This window comes from Paenibacillus maysiensis, from assembly GCF_000520815.1.
Lineage (GTDB): Bacteria > Bacillota > Bacilli > Paenibacillales > Paenibacillaceae > Paenibacillus > Paenibacillus maysiensis.
On the sequence record NZ_ASRY01000267.1, the window covers coordinates 50,063 to 65,456 of the forward strand.

A 15,394-nucleotide genomic window follows, 5' to 3' on the forward strand; every position below is an offset into this window, starting at 1 on the left:
ATGATCAAACGGGTTCGGTCTTGGTGGAACGGGGAACAAAAACAGCAAACACCGGCCATTTCAAAAGACAATATTCCGCAGCATGTTGCTGTCATTATGGATGGGAACGGCAGATGGGCCAAACGGATTGGAATGCCGCGGATTGTAGGGCATCAAAATGGAATGAAGGCAGTGAAGCGCACAGCAATTGCTGCGGATGAACTGGGCATTAAATATTTGACCTTATTTGCTTTTTCAACTGAAAATTGGTCGCGTCCCAAGGATGAAGTCGATTTTTTGATGCGGCTGCCGCAAGAATTTTTGGCTATTGAGCTTGACGAGCTGATTGAAAAAAATGTACAAGTACGTATGATGGGAAATAAGGAGTATTTGCCTTCTCATACCGTTGATGCGCTGACTGAAGCGACTCGGCGAACCGAAAATAATACCGGACTTGTTCTTAATTTTGCATTGAATTATGGAAGTCGGCTGGAAATCACTGAATGTATGCAAGCGTTGGGTCGTGAAATTGAGGATGGGAAGCTTAAACCCGGAGATATTACGCCCGAACTCATTGAGAACTCTTTGCTCTCCAGCGGTATGCCGGACCCTGATCTTCTGATTCGGACAAGTGGCGAGCTGAGACTCAGCAATTTTATGCTCTGGCAACTTGCATACAGTGAGCTATGGTTTACTGATATTTATTGGCCTGAGTTTAAGAAAGAGCATTTACACGAAGCAGTGGTCGAATATCAGCGGAGATCACGGCGGTACGGCGGGCTGAAGTAAATGGAGGATGAAAGCCGTTGAGACAGAGATTGATTACCGGTATTGTGGCAGGCGCATTTTTTTTGGCGATGGTCCTGTGGGGCGGATTGGCCTACCATTTACTTATTTTGGCCATGGCCCTAATCGGATTCTATGAATTCGCGCGGATGACCAATGTATCTCCTTTCGGCGGTACGGCGTTAGTTGGCTATGCAGGAATATTAGCCTTTGTATTTCCTTATCAGCCCTTGGGTCTGCACTCACCATTACCGTCTATAAGTCTGCTTTGGCTGCTGATGATTATTTTTATGATCATTACGGTGGGAACGAAAAATAAAATCACAATTCAAACGGTGTCCATACTATTTCTCGGTATCGTTTATATAGGCCTTGGATTTTCGTATATTGCGGAATCACGCCATATGGAACATGGGCTTTTATGGACCTTTTTGTTGCTGGCTTGCATTTGGGCAAGTGATGCAGGGGCTTATTTTGTAGGCAAAATGGCGGGGAAGACAAAACTATGGCCTGCGATCAGTCCAAACAAAACAGTCGAAGGGTCTATAGGCGGGATTGTTTTAGCGTTGGCTACAGCACTGGTATTTGCCGGATTGTCAGAAGGGCTGCTGCCATGGGACAAAGCTTTCGCTATCGGTTTATCTTGTGCAGTTGTGGGCCAACTGGGCGATTTAGTGCAATCTGCGTACAAGCGGGTGTACGACATTAAAGATTCCGGTAATCTGCTGCCAGGGCACGGTGGTATACTAGACCGCTGCGACAGTTGGATTGTCGTTTTTCCATTTGTACATATGCTGATGCTGCTTCCATGACTCTTACCTGGTGGTTACAGATTATGCTCAGGGTAAAATTAGTGCAGAGTAACGGTTATTTTCAAGATAGGAAGGTGCTTCATGAAAAGAATTACGGTACTCGGTTCAACCGGGTCTATTGGAACACAGACACTGGATGTCGTATCTATGCACCCGGATCAGTTTGCCGTAGAGGCTTTAGCAGGTGGCTCAAATATAAAGTTGCTTGCCGAGCAGGCGAATCTATACCAACCCAAGAAGGTGTCCGTTGGCACCAAGCAATTGGCGGAGGAAATCCGTCCTTTGTTACCTTCCGGAATGGAGCTGCATTGGGGGAATGAAGGACTCGTCGAGCTGGCTGCGAATACAGATGCAGATATGGTTGTGACAGCTGTAATGGGCAGTGTCGGATTGCACTCCACGCTGGCCGCGATTGAGGCTGGAAAACAGATCGGTTTGGCCAATAAGGAAACACTGGTTACCGCCGGTCATCTGGTCACAGAACGGGCCCGAGCGAAAGGAGTGCCGTTGCTGCCGATTGACAGTGAGCATTCAGCTATTTTTCAATGCTTGAATGGTGAGCGTATGAAAGATGTGGCACATATTACTCTCACGGCATCGGGTGGTTCTTTTCGTGATTTGACAAGGGAACAGCTCCGTGAGGTTACGGTGGAAGATGCGCTCAAGCATCCCAATTGGTCGATGGGTGCCAAAATTACGATTGATTCGGCAACGATGGTAAACAAAGGACTAGAGGTCATTGAGGCGCACTGGTTATTCGGACTTGACTATGAGCAGATTCACGTACTATTGCATCCTGAAAGCATCATTCATTCCTATGTAGAATTTGTAGATACCAGTATTGTCGCTCAACTGGGTAACCCTGATATGAGAGTTCCTATTCAATACGCCTTAACATATCCTGAACGGATGAAGTCTCCCGCCAAGCCGCTGTCATTGGCTGAGGTGGGCAGGCTCCATTTTAAGGAAATGGACTTTAATCGTTTTCCTTGTTTAAGGCTTGCCTTTGAATGTGGTAAAATGGGTGGTACAGCACCAACTGCATTTAATGCGGCTAATGAGATTGCTGTTGCCCGTTTTCTGCGTGGAGAAATTCCTTTTCTGCATATCGAAGCCGTTATTGAGCGTGTGTTGGAACGGCATGTCAATGTCACTAACCCCGATTTGGCTGCGATTGAAGCCTGTGATCGTGAGGTTCGCAGCATAGCTGCCGGAATATAGGCTGACTTTGGGTTCGGAAGTGAATTGTGATTCTCTTGTGTAGGATCGGAGAATAATGATAATCTAGGAAGACAAACTCGATCTCATTGAAAGGGGAACGGAAACGATTGGAAACAATTCGAATAGTTTTGATGACGGTGCTCATGTTTTTCGTCATAGTGACGGTGCATGAATGGGGGCATTATTATTTTGCCAAACGTGCCGGAATTCTGGTCCGTGAGTTTGCGATCGGTTTCGGTCCGAAACTGTTTTCTTATAAAAGAAACGAGACGCGATTTACACTACGTTTGCTGCCGTTCGGTGGTTTTGCCCGCATGGCGGGAGAAGATCCGGAAATCAATGAAATTGAAACTGGACAAACAATTGCTGTACGCGTAACGGACGGTGTCGTCAAAACCATTTATTTAGACCAGTTGGATAACCGCAAAAATGTGGTGCGCGGTGAAGTGCAGCACATTGATCTAGAGCAGGCGCTGACTGTAAAATTGGATGTGGATGGCGAAGACCTGCAATATACTGTACACCCACAAGCGATGATGGTAACCAAAGGGCAATCCATCCAGATTGCGCCTAAGGATCGACAGTATGGCAGCAAAACAGTAGGACAGCGTGCGATGGCTATCTTTGCCGGACCGCTGATGAATTTTATTCTTGCCTTTGTGCTGTTTGGTCTGCATATCCAGATGGTCGGCGTACAAGTGGACAACCCGACTTATGTTCAGATTAGTGACATTACAGCGGGGATGCCTGCTGCTGAAGCTGATTTGCATAAGGGCGATATCATTGAATCAGTCAACGGGGTTGCAGTTGGTGCGAATGTTGAAAATATGATCAAACTGATTGCCGATTCCCAAGACAAGCCGATGAAATGGGTTGTTCGCCGGGATAATAAAACTTTTGATCTGACGATTACACCTCGTGCAATGGAAGGAGAAAAGGGAGGCAAAGTGGGCATCGTGCCTGAACTTCCGACACGGCAAGCCGGAGTCGGGGAAACGTTTAAATTTGCCGGACAATCCATGGTACGAACGACCGATATTATTTTCCAGGGGTTTAGTCAGCTTATCCAACGTTTCTCCATTAATGATCTGGGAGGTCCGGTACGCACTTTTGAAGTGACAGGACAAATTGCCAAACAGGGCATTGAGCAACTTACGTATTGGACTGCTATAATGAGTCTTTATTTGGGGATATTTAATCTATTGCCAATTCCGGCGCTAGATGGAAGCAGACTTGTTTTCCTCGGTGTAGAGGCGGTAAGAGGACGTCCGGTTGATCCGAGCAGGGAAGGTATGGTCCATTTCGTTGGTTTTGCCATGTTATTCCTGCTCATGATTGCGGTCACGTACAATGATATTTTAAGATTAATTAACGGTTAATTAGAGACGGACTTATATAAAAGGGTCTGTATGGGAGGACATGCGTTTCTATGTCGAACGATAAACAGTTTGTCGAGGAAATTACGCCACAGAGTGAAGATTTTTCCCGATGGTATATTGATGTTATTAAAAAAGCTGAACTGATGGATTACTCCCCAGTTCGCGGATGTATTGTGTTCCGTCCCGACGGTTTTGAAATTTGGGAACATATCAAGGAAGCCATGGATGTGCGTTTCAAAGAAACAGGTCATCGCAATGCCTATTTTCCGATGTTCATTCCCGAGAGCTTTTTCCAGAAGGAAAAAGAGCATGTTGAAGGGTTTAACCCGGAGCTTCCTTGGGTAACCGAGGCTGGCGGGGAAAAGCTGGAGGAGCGCCTTGCGATCCGTCCGACTTCAGAGACAATGTTCGGTCATATGTACTCCAAATGGATTCAATCCTATCGCGATCTGCCAGTGCTTATCAACCAATGGGCTAACGTGGTTCGTTGGGAAAAACGCACGCTTCCTTTCTTGCGTACAAGTGAGTTTTTGTGGCAGGAAGGTCACACTGCTCATGAAAATGAAGAAGAAGCACGCGAAGAAACGATGAAAATGCTGGAAGTATACCGCGAGGTTATCGAGGAAGTGCTGGCTATCCCGGTTATTACTGGGCAAAAAACGCCTTCTGAAAAATTTGCAGGTGCGAAGGATACGTTCTCACTGGAAGCGATGATGAAGGATGGGCGTGCGGTGCAGGCGGGAACTTCCCACTACATGGGAACCAATTTTGCCGTTGCTTTTGATATTAAATACTTGAGCCGGGACAATAACCTGGAATACGCTCATACCACTTCATGGGGAACAAGCACGCGTCTGATTGGTGCGCTGATTATGGTTCATGGGGATGACCGTGGTTTGGCTTTGCCTCCTAAGGTTGCGCCTACACAGGTCATTATGGTACCTATCGGGCCGCCTAAGAAGCGTGAAGCAGTTATTGCCCGTGCAGATGAACTGTTCGCTGAACTGAAACAGGTGGGTGTACGCGTGAAAATGGACGATCGCAGTGATGTGAGTCCAGGTTGGAAGTTTAACGAATATGAAATGCGCGGCGTACCGGTGCGTCTGGAAATCGGACCTCGTGATATGGAAAATGGCGTTTGCGTGCTCGTATCCCGTATTAGTGGCGAGAAAAAGATTGTACAGCAGGATAACCTTGTTGAAGAAGTCCATGCGATGCTGGCACAGGTACAGCAGGAAATGTTTGATCGTGCCAAGAGCTTTATGGATGAAAACTTCTATTCCGTAGATACGCTGGACGAAATGAAGGCGCTCATGGAAGAGAAACGCGGCTTTACTTTGGCAGGCTGGTGCGGATCTGAAGAATGTGAAGACAAGGTCAAAGAAGTGACAGGCGCTACAAGTCGCAATATACCTTTTAAAACTACCGAGCAAAAGACCACATGTCTGTGCTGCGGCAAACCAGCCAAGCATACTGTAGTGTTCGCACGGGCGTACTAATAAAGAAGTAAAGCTATACCACCATACTCACTTCATTCTCTCCGCCAACGAGCATAACCGTAAGGGGTTGCTATGGTGGAGGATTGAGGGGTTACGAAAAGCTTTTGCGGTCGGAGATGTTTTAGACGCAGAAGCTTTTCATGTTTTCAGAATTGCAGATTTGGAATCCGGGGTGCGATTAAAGTTGTTAAGTCAATGGAAAACGGGGGGAGAGCCATGGGCGGAGCTGAAGAAAAGAGAAAACGGCTGGAACTGCTAATGAAGCAGGTAGTGATGCCGGAGGGAGTGGTGAAACCTTATTTCCTGGACGGTTGGATTGAGCAGGTGGAAATAAGCCGTACCAACAAGGATTGGAATATTATCATCGCCAAGGAAACACTGGTTCCCGCTCAGGTATATCGGGCCTTCTGTATTCAAGTGCAGGAGAAAATGAACCACATTGCTAAAATCACCTTTCGATTTCATTATAGTGAGCAGGTTCAGCCTGCGGATATCATCAGTGAATACTGGAAGCTTTTTCTGGAATGGGTGCACCGTGAAATCCCATCCGTGAACGGCTGGATGACCCGGGCTGTACATGAGTGGGAGGACGGCCTGTTATTGTTGACGATGAGCGATAGCATGTCACTGGAGTTGGCACGTAAAAAGCAGATTGACCAAGCAATCATCAAATTCTACGATAAATATTTTGGTCTCTCGATGCGCATTAAAATCCAGGTGGGTGAAAGTAATCAGGAGGCTTTGCAGCAGTTCCAAGAGAAAAAGATGCAGGAAGAACGTGAAGTTATTCAGCAGATGATGGAAAGCATGGAATCGGAAATGCCGCCAGTGGATGAAGAAGAGGGAGATGTAAGGCTTCAATTTGGCTATGACATCAAGGAACCGCCTGTTCCGATGCAGGACATTCAGGATGAAGAGAAGAAAGTCACATTACAGGGGACGATCTTCGGTCTGGATAGCAAAGAACTACGTAACGGAAGTACGTTGTTTACGTATTATTTGACTGACTTTAGTGATTCGCTGCAAATGAAAATGTTTGCCAAAACAAAAGAAGATCTAAAAATTCTCAGCTTGCTGGCTAACGGTAAATGGGTTAAAGTCCGTGGTCGCGTCGAATATGATCGTTTTATGCAAATTCCTGAGCTGGTTATGATTCCTTCTGATCTGGTAGAGGTGCAGGCTCCTCCTTCCCGTAAAGATAATGCAGAGGAAAAACGGGTTGAGTTTCATCTTCATACGAAGATGAGCGCGATGGATGCTGTAAGCTCCATTGACCAGTATGTTAAAACAGCCGCCAAGTGGGGGCACAAGGCGATTGCGGTCACCGATCATGGTGGAGTGCAATCTTATCCCGATGCCGCTAAGGCCGCCAAGAAAAACGGAATTAAAATGATTTATGGTATCGAGGCCAACGTGGTCAACGATGCGGTTGAGGTTGTAATGCAGGCACAGCCGCTTAATTTGAAAACAGCGACTTATGTCGTTTTTGATATAGAAACCACCGGGCTATCAGTTACACAAAATAGAATTATTGAGATTGCCGCTGTTAAAATGCATGAAGGCAAAGAGGTTGACCGTTATGCTACCTTTGTAAATCCACATGAGCGCATTCCTTACAATATCCAGCAATTGACCAACATTAACGATGAAATGGTCAAGGATGCACCGGATGTGGAGCCCGTTATGAAGGAATTCGTGGCTTTTGCAGGCGATGCTGTATTAGTTGCTCATAATGCGCGATTTGATGTCGGCTTTATCCAGGCTACGCTTAGGAACATGGGATTGCCTGAGATGACGAACCCAGTACTCGATACACTGGAATTGGCTCGCTTGTTGTTCCCGACAATGAAAAATCATCGTCTGAACACACTGACCACCAAATATAAGGTTGCGCTCGAAAGTCATCACCGGGCCATTGATGATACAGTTGCGCTAACGGAAGTGCTGAATGGACTTTTGAACGATGCGGAACAAATTAAAGGCTTAAAAATGCTCGACCGCTTGAACGACTATGTGGGTAAGGATTTATCGACCGTTCGTCCTTTCCACTGCTGCATTTATGCGCTTAATCCGATTGGCAAAAAAAATCTGTACAAGCTGGTTTCAATGTCACATACCGAATATTTTAAGCGTGTCCCTTGTATCCCTAAATCGAAATTGTCAGAGATGAGAGATGGGTTGCTTATTATTTCTGGTTGCGAAAAGGGAGAGTTTTTCGAGGCTGTGCTGAACAAGTCGGAGGAGGAAGCCGAGGAAATCGCCCAGTTTTATGATGTGCTGGAGATCCAGCCTTTAACTATGTACATGCATCTGGTGGAAAAACAGCTGGTAAGTGGCCCTGATGCTCTGAAAACGGCAGTTCGTAAAGTATGCGAAATTGGGCGGCGGCTTGATAAGCCCGTTATTGCTACAGGCAATGTTCACTATTTGGAAACGCGTGATAAGCTGTACCGAGATATCACGATACATGGAATCACTGGCTTTAGCCCGTTAAAAGATATCCGGAAACCGGATGCGCATTTGCGCACGACAGACGAAATGCTGGCAGAATTCGAGTTTCTGGGCGAGGAGAAAGCCTATGAAGTCGTTGTGAAGAATACCAGCGAGCTGGCGGATCGGTTTGAGGAATTGGAGCTGTTCCCTGACAAGCTGTTTACACCTTTGCTGGATGGGGCAGACGAGGAAATCCGCAATACTTGCTACGAGACGGCTAAATCCATTTATGGTGAGGAATTGCCCGAGGTGGTCGTAGCCCGTCTGGAGAAAGAACTGGAGCCGATTATTAAATACGGTTTCTCTGCCAACTATCTCATTTCCGAGCGACTGGTTAAAAAATCTAATAAAGACGGATACCTGGTGGGTTCGCGGGGTTCTGTTGGATCTTCTGTGGTGGCTACCTTCCTCGGTATTTCCGAGGTTAATCCACTGCCTGCACATTATATTTGCGGTAATCCTGAATGCAGATATAGCGAATGGATTTTGGACGGCAGTGTGCCGAGCGGATTTGACTTGCCTGATAAAAACTGTCCGAAATGCGGTGGCAAGCTGAAGGGTGAGGGACAGGATATTCCGTTTGAAACGTTTCTTGGGTTTAAGGGAGATAAAGTTCCCGATATTGACTTGAACTTCTCCGGGGAATATCAGCCAGTCGCACATAATTATACGAAAGTACTGTTTGGTGAGAAAAGTGTATTCCGTGCTGGAACCATCGGTACGGTTGCGGAGAAAACGGCCTTTGGCTTTGCGAAGAAATATGAAGAGGCGCATCATAAAAAATGGCGCGGGGCCGAGCTGAACAGGCTGGCTTCCGGCTGTACGGGCGTCAAACGCAGCACCGGACAGCATCCGGGCGGGATCGTCGTCGTTCCCGATTATATTGAGGTTGAGGACATTACACCGGTACAATTCCCGGCTGATGATACAAGCTCGGAATGGAAAACGACGCATTTTGATTATCATGCTTTTGACGCGAACTTGCTCAAGCTCGATATTCTGGGCCATGATGATCCGACCATGATGAGAATGCTTCAGGATTTGACCGGTGTCGACCCAACAACGATTCCGATGAATGATCCGAAGGTCATGAGCATGTTTAATTCCACAGAGGCGCTTGGTGTAACGCCGCAGCAAATCCGTACTCCTGTCGCAACCTATGGGGTACCCGAGATGGGAACCAAGTTTGTACGCCAAATGCTAGTGGAATCACAGCCGACTTCCTTTGCCGATTTGCTGCAAATTTCCGGTTTGTCCCACGGTACGGGCGTATGGCTGGGTAACGCGCAGGATTTGATCAAGAACAATACCTGCAACATCAAGACCGTAATCGGTTGCCGGGATGATATCATGCTATTCCTGATCTACAAGGCGGGGATGGATGCAAGTCTAGCCTTTAAAATTACGGAGAGCGTGCGTAAGGGAAAAGGGCTTAGTGCGGAATGGATCGAGGAAATGAAGAAATGCAAGGTACCGCAATGGTACATTGATTCCTGCCTCAAGATCCAGTATATGTTTCCAAAGGCGCATGCCGCAGCCTATGTTATTTCAGCAGTGCGGACCGCCTATTTCAAGCTGTACCATCCGATTGAATATTATGCGACCTATTTCTCGGTACGCGCAGCCGATTTTGATATTGAGCTGTGTTGTCAGGGGTATGATGCCATCGCGCGGAAAATTGTCGAAATCGAGCAGCTCGGTTTTCAGGCTCCGCCTAAGGAAAAAGGGATGCTTCCGATCCTGGAAATGGCGTTGGAAATGACAGCACGCGGCTTCAGTTTCAAGACGATTGATTTGTATCGTTCTGAAGCTACGCGCTTCAAGGTAGACGGAGATTCGCTCATTCCTCCGTTCGGGGCGCTTCAGGGGATTGGTGACAACGCGGCGCGTAACATCGCAGCCTCCCGTGAGCAGGGTGAATTTTTGTCTGTCGAAGATTTTCAGCAAAAATCGAAGGCCAGTAAAACGATTGTCGAAATGCTGTCCCAGATGGGTTGTTTCCGCGGACTGCCAGAGAGCAATCAGCTGTCTCTGTTTTAAATGTAATCCTAGTAGTCAAGCTCTGGCACTTGTCACATAACTACGGTTATGTTATAATTTTTTTGGTAATCATGGAGATAAAACCGTTGCTTAAAGAGTGGGGAAACCCACTCTTTACTGTTTGATATACAGTTACAACGTGAAAAGACGATTTTTGGGCAGGAACCGGTACGCCGGTTTATTTGCAGTGAGCCCAAAATGAACATTACATCAAATGAAAATGGAAAATGTCGGTGATGGAGAAGCATTGTCCATGGCAATGGGGCGTCTCTTTTTCACCACAGGAAAGTTTACTTTTGGAGGTTATAATCTTTGAGCACACCAAAGATCAAGTCAGTAGTTGAAGAAATGGCCCAACCTTACCTCGATGAGCATGGTTTTGAACTGGTCGATGTCGAGTATGTCAAAGAGGGCAGCAATTGGTTTCTTCGCGTTTTTGTAGACAAAGACGGAGGAATTGATCTGGACGACTGTAGTATGATCAGTGAATACCTGGGTCAAAAGCTGGACGAAAATGACCCTGTTTCTACAGCGTATTTTCTGGAAGTGTCTTCACCAGGCGCTGAAAGACCGCTGAAAAAAGCAGAAGACGTAACCAAAGCGGTAGGCAAAAATGTATTCGTTACTACATACGAGCCGATCAACGGCCTGAAGGAATTTGAAGGTCGTTTGCTTTCTTTTGAAGATGGGGAACTTACCGTTCAGAGCGGACAAAAGAAGCATGCCATACCTTACGACAAGGTGGCTGGAGCCAGGCTCGCGATCATATTTTAATTCGGATTTGACCGTTGCTGTTTGACATGTACTTCATGTTTTTTGCCTCGTGTGCCGACCAGGACGCAGGTGCATCAATTGAAAGGGGGAGCAGTAATCCATGAGTATGGATTTTATTGAAGCAATGAACGAGTTGGAACGGGAAAAGGGGATCAGCAAGGATGTGCTGTTTGAGGCCATTGAAGCAGCCTTGATTTCCAGCTACAAACGGAATTTCAACACTGCACAAAATGTGCGTGTCGATATGAACCGCAACTCGGGCGTCATTAAGGTATATGCCCGCAAGCTGATCGTTGAGGAGGTATTGGATCCTCGCACCGAGATTTCGTTGCCAGCGGCCCGTGAGATTAACCCGCATTTTCAGCTGGAGGATATTGCTGAGATTGAAGTTACTCCTCGTGATTTTGGACGGATTGCCGCACAAACAGCGAAGCAGGTCGTAACCCAGCGTATCCGTGAAGCGGAGCGGGGATTGATCTACAACAAGTTTGTGGACAAGGAAGAGGATATTGTAACAGGGACCGTACAACGTCAGGACCCGCGTAATATTTATATTGACCTGGGTAAGGTGGAGGCGGTTCTCCCGTTGGGCGAGTTGATGCCTAATGAGAAATTCAGTCATCTGGACCGGATTAAGGCTTATATTACCAAGGTAGAGAATACGACCAAAGGGCCGCAAATCATGTTGTCCCGCTCACATCCAGGTCTGCTTAAGCGTTTGTTCGAACTCGAGGTGCCGGAAATTTTTGACGGTGTCGTTGAGATTCGTTCTGTAGCGCGTGAAGCAGGCTTCCGTTCTAAAATCGCAGTTCATTCCCGCAATGCCGAAGTAGATCCGGTCGGTTCTTGTGTAGGACCGAGAGGAACGCGGGTGCAGACGATTGTGAATGAGTTGCGTGGTGAAAAAATCGACATTGTGCGTTATTCCGATAATGTTGACGAGTATGTGGCTAATGCGCTGAGCCCGTCTAAGGTGCTTGAGGTGCAGGTGTTTGAAGAAGAAAAAATGGCGCGTGTCATCGTGCCGGATTATCAGCTTTCTCTAGCCATTGGTATCAAAGGGCAAAATGCCCGCCTTGCTGCCAAGCTTACTGGCTGGAAAATTGATATCAAGAGCGAAACGCAGGCGGAGGAAGAACTCGGCAGACCGAGAACATCCACCGATGAAATGCATCAGGATTCCGTTTCTGTAGATTAAACGGAGTGTAGGGGGGTTAATGCATGAAACAGAGAAAGATACCTTTGCGTAAGTGTGTGGCCTGTCATGAAATGATGCCTAAGAAGCAGTTGATCCGTGTCGTCAAAACCCCTGAAGACGAAGTGCTGATTGACTTGACTGGCAAAAAGTCGGGACGCGGCGCTTACTTGTGCGGCAAAGCCGCCTGCTTCAAGCTTGCTCAAAAAAGCAAGGCACTGGATCGAGCATTGAAGCACTCGGTTCATCCTGATATTTATGAGCAGCTAAGTCGTGATTTTGCTGCCGTCGAGGAAGAATTCCTGGCGGCACAAGGCAGCGTGCCGGATGAATAAGGCGCTGTCTGGATTAGGCCTTGCTATGAGAGCTGGCAAGCTGCTAACAGGTGATGAGATCGTTTATAAAGCGATCAGGTCTTCAGAAGCCAAGCTGGTCATTCTTGCGAAAGATGCTTCAATGAATACTCAAAAGAAATTCCGCGACAAATGCGGGACGTACAAAATCCCCTTATTGATAGGATTTGACCGGGAAAGCTTGGGAAGCAGTATCGGCAAGCCTGAACGGGTTGTGCTGGCTGTGACGGATCAAGGATTCGCGAAATTGATCAAGAAACATGCGGGGATAATGTCGGAGGTGGAGTATATTGAGTAAACAAGAAAGCAAAGACAAAGTGCGGGTATACGAATACGCCAAATCGTTGAACATGAGCAGCAAAGAAATTATCACCATTCTTAAACGGCTGGATATTCCCGTGAACAACCATATGAGCGTCATGGAACACGATGTCGTGGGTAAAGTGGAAAAATTTTTTAAGGATATTAAATCCAATGCTGCGGCCAAGCAAGGCGGAGCAGGCACGGTGCAAGTAAGCTCGAACCAGGCCGGTTCAAGCCACGATATTAATCATTCAACTGAGCAAACCAAAAATCAACAGGAAAAGCAGGTAAGTATGAATAGGACAAACAACAACCAAAACAGTAACCGAAGCAGCGCTCCAAAAGCGCAAGGCAGTCAGCAGGGCGGTCAAAACCGCAGTCAACAGAGTACAAGCAGACCAAGTGGACAACAAGGCAGTCAGAACCGCAGTGGCGGCCAGCAACAGGGAGGACAACAGCGCCCAAGTACTAACACGGGTTCACGTCCTCAAGGCAGCCAAAGCACCAACTCACGTCCACAAGGGAGCAGTCAAGGTGGTACGGCAGTAAGAACGACATCATCCACGGGAAGCAGTAATGCAAACCGTAGCGGTGGTGGCAACCGTACAGGCAACAACTCCAATAACGGCACTAACCGTTCCGGTCAAGGTCGTTTTGACGATAACCGTCAAGGCGGAGGACGCGGAGGTAATGGTGGTCGTGGTGGCAATAACCGCGGTGGTAGCAATCGTGGTGGGAAATTCAACAATCGTGGCAGAGGTCAACAACAGGAGCGCCGCGAGAAGATCGACAATACGCCTAAGAAGATCATTGTGCGCGGTGAGATGACAGTAGGCGAAACAGCGAAGCTTCTCCACAAGGATGCGTCGGAAGTTATCAAAAAGCTGATCACACTCGGAACGATGGCGACCATTAACCAGGAACTGGATATGGATACTATCCTTCTGCTTGCCGGAGATTTCGGTGTAGAAGTAGAAGTGAAAATTCCGGTCGAAGAGGATCGCTTTGAAACAGTGGAAGAAAACGATGATCCAGAGCTTCTGAAAGCACGTCCACCTGTTGTTACCATTATGGGTCACGTCGATCATGGTAAAACAACTTTATTGGATGCTATTCGCTCCACTAATGTGACGGGCGGCGAAGCTGGTGGTATTACACAGCATATCGGTGCATACCAAGTTGAAATCAACAGCAAAAAAATCACTTTCCTGGATACACCGGGTCACGAAGCATTTACGGCTATGCGTGCTCGTGGTGCTCAAGTTACGGATATGACGATCATTGTTGTTGCAGCTGACGACGGCGTTATGCCACAGACAGTTGAAGCTATTAACCACGCGAAGGCAGCTGGCCTGCCGATTATCGTGGCTGTGAACAAGATCGACAAACCGGATGCAAATCCGGATAAAGTGAAGCAAGAATTGACCGAGTATGAATTGGTTCCTGAAGAGTGGGGCGGCGATACGATTTTCGTTAACGTTTCCGCGAAACAGAGAATGGGACTTGAAGATCTGCTCGAAATGATCTTGCTCGTAGCTGAAGTGAATGAGTACAAAGCAAACCCAGACAAACGGGCACGTGGTACGATCATCGAGGCTGAGCTGGATAAAGGCCGCGGTTCCGTAGCTCGTATCCTTGTTCAGAACGGTACCCTGAAAGTCGGCGATGCTTTCGTAGCAGGTAACTGTTTCGGACGTGTACGTGCCATGGTTAACGACAAAGGCCGCCGTCTTAAGGAAGCGGGTCCTTCCACACCGGTTGAAATCACTGGTTTGACAGAAGTGCCACTTGCTGGCGATCCGTTCATGGTGTTCGAGGATGAGCGCAAAGCTCGTGCTATCGCTGATAGACGTGCGATTACGCAGCGTCAGTCCGATCTGGGCAGCAACACCCGCGTAACGCTGGATGACCTGTTCCAGCACATCAAGGATGGCGAGATGAAAGATCTGAACGTCATTATCAAGGGTGATGTGCAAGGTTCCGTCGAAGCACTGAAAGGCTCCTTGAACAAGATTGAAGTTGAAGGTGTACGTGTTAAAATTCTTCACAGCGGTGCAGGTGCAATTACCGAATCCGATATTATTTTGGCTGCGGCTTCCAATGCCATTGTGATTGGTTTTAACGTTCGTCCGGATAATCAGGCGAAATCTACAGCTGAAGCAGAAAAAGTGGACATTCGTCTGCACCGCGTCATTTACAATGTCATTGAAGAAATCGAGCAAGCCATGAAAGGCATGTTGGATCCTGAATATAAAGAAAATGTAATTGGGCATGCTGAAGTTCGTAATGTGTTTAAAGTAACTAAGGTTGGTACGATTGCCGGTTGTATGGTGACGTCCGGTAAAATTGCCCGTTCAGCAGAAGCACGCCTGATACGTGATGGCATTGTTATTTTTGAAGGTAAAATCGACTCACTGAAACGCTTTAAGGACGACGCAAAAGAAGTTGCCCAAGGTTACGAATGCGGTATTACCCTTGATGGCTATAATGATGTTAAGGAACTCGACATTATTGAAGCGTTCGTCATGGAAACAGTGGAGCGCTAACGGCAGAGAGGTGA

At 47.2% G+C, this 15,394-nt stretch carries 11 protein-coding genes; all 11 read left to right on the forward strand.

Annotation, left to right across the window (positions count from 1 at the left end; genetic code table 11):
• Positions 1-768 carry an undecaprenyl pyrophosphate synthase gene (locus L696_RS0118465; protein ID WP_025684955.1) on the forward strand — a complete coding sequence of 256 codons (768 nt, stop codon included), beginning with the start codon at positions 1-3 and terminating at the stop codon, positions 766-768.
• Between the two features lie 17 nt (positions 769-785).
• Positions 786-1,577: a phosphatidate cytidylyltransferase gene (locus L696_RS0118470; RefSeq protein WP_025684956.1), complete on the forward strand. Its 792-nt coding sequence runs from the start codon at positions 786-788 to the stop codon at positions 1,575-1,577.
• An 81-nt stretch (positions 1,578-1,658) separates the two neighbouring features.
• Positions 1,659-2,798 (forward strand): 1-deoxy-D-xylulose-5-phosphate reductoisomerase, encoded by a 1,140-nt coding sequence (locus L696_RS0118475; protein WP_025684957.1) that lies wholly within the window; start codon positions 1,659-1,661, stop codon positions 2,796-2,798.
• A gap of 107 nt (positions 2,799-2,905) precedes the next feature.
• A complete protein-coding gene (gene rseP, locus L696_RS0118480; RefSeq protein WP_025684958.1) occupies positions 2,906-4,177 on the forward strand; it encodes an RIP metalloprotease RseP in 1,272 nt (423 codons plus the stop codon).
• Between the two features lie 50 nt (positions 4,178-4,227).
• Positions 4,228-5,676 carry a proline--tRNA ligase gene (proS, locus tag L696_RS0118485; RefSeq protein ID WP_025684959.1) on the forward strand — a complete coding sequence of 483 codons (1,449 nt, stop codon included), beginning with the start codon at positions 4,228-4,230 and terminating at the stop codon, positions 5,674-5,676.
• Positions 5,677-5,892: 216 nt separating this feature from the next.
• A complete protein-coding gene (locus L696_RS0118490; protein ID WP_025684960.1) occupies positions 5,893-10,209 on the forward strand; it encodes a PolC-type DNA polymerase III in 4,317 nt (1,438 codons plus the stop codon).
• 312 nt (positions 10,210-10,521) lie between these two features.
• Positions 10,522-10,983 (forward strand): ribosome maturation factor RimP, encoded by a 462-nt coding sequence (gene rimP, locus L696_RS0118495; protein ID WP_014281118.1) that lies wholly within the window; start codon positions 10,522-10,524, stop codon positions 10,981-10,983.
• 100 nt (positions 10,984-11,083) lie between these two features.
• Positions 11,084-12,181, forward strand: coding sequence for a transcription termination factor NusA (gene nusA, locus L696_RS0118500; protein WP_013309927.1), 1,098 nt, complete (start codon positions 11,084-11,086; stop codon positions 12,179-12,181).
• A 23-nt stretch (positions 12,182-12,204) separates the two neighbouring features.
• Positions 12,205-12,513, forward strand: coding sequence for an RNase P modulator RnpM (rnpM, locus tag L696_RS0118505; RefSeq protein WP_025684961.1), 309 nt, complete (start codon positions 12,205-12,207; stop codon positions 12,511-12,513).
• Positions 12,506-12,829 carry a L7Ae/L30e/S12e/Gadd45 family ribosomal protein gene (locus L696_RS0118510; RefSeq protein WP_013309928.1) on the forward strand — a complete coding sequence of 108 codons (324 nt, stop codon included), beginning with the start codon at positions 12,506-12,508 and terminating at the stop codon, positions 12,827-12,829. The genes rnpM and L696_RS0118510 overlap by 8 nt, the downstream gene beginning before the upstream one ends.
• Entirely contained in the window at positions 12,822-15,380 is a 2,559-nt protein-coding gene (gene infB, locus L696_RS0118515) for a translation initiation factor IF-2 (protein ID WP_025684962.1), read from the forward strand. The genes L696_RS0118510 and infB overlap by 8 nt, the downstream gene beginning before the upstream one ends.
• The last annotated feature ends 14 nt before the right edge of the window (positions 15,381-15,394 follow it).

Bases quoted from the DNA above. Each gene is read 5' to 3' on its own strand.
- L696_RS0118465 (WP_025684955.1), top strand. From the start codon at position 1: ATGATCAAACGGGTTCGGTCTTGGTGGAACGGGGAACAAAAACAGCAA.
- L696_RS0118475 (WP_025684957.1), top strand. From the start codon at position 1,659: ATGAAAAGAATTACGGTACTCGGTTCAACCGGGTCTATTGGAACACAG.
- proS (WP_025684959.1), top strand. From the start codon at position 4,228: ATGTCGAACGATAAACAGTTTGTCGAGGAAATTACGCCACAGAGTGAA.
- L696_RS0118490 (WP_025684960.1), top strand. From the start codon at position 5,893: ATGGGCGGAGCTGAAGAAAAGAGAAAACGGCTGGAACTGCTAATGAAG.
- nusA (WP_013309927.1), top strand. From the start codon at position 11,084: ATGAGTATGGATTTTATTGAAGCAATGAACGAGTTGGAACGGGAAAAG.
- rnpM (WP_025684961.1), top strand. From the start codon at position 12,205: ATGAAACAGAGAAAGATACCTTTGCGTAAGTGTGTGGCCTGTCATGAA.
- L696_RS0118510 (WP_013309928.1), top strand. From the start codon at position 12,506: ATGAATAAGGCGCTGTCTGGATTAGGCCTTGCTATGAGAGCTGGCAAG.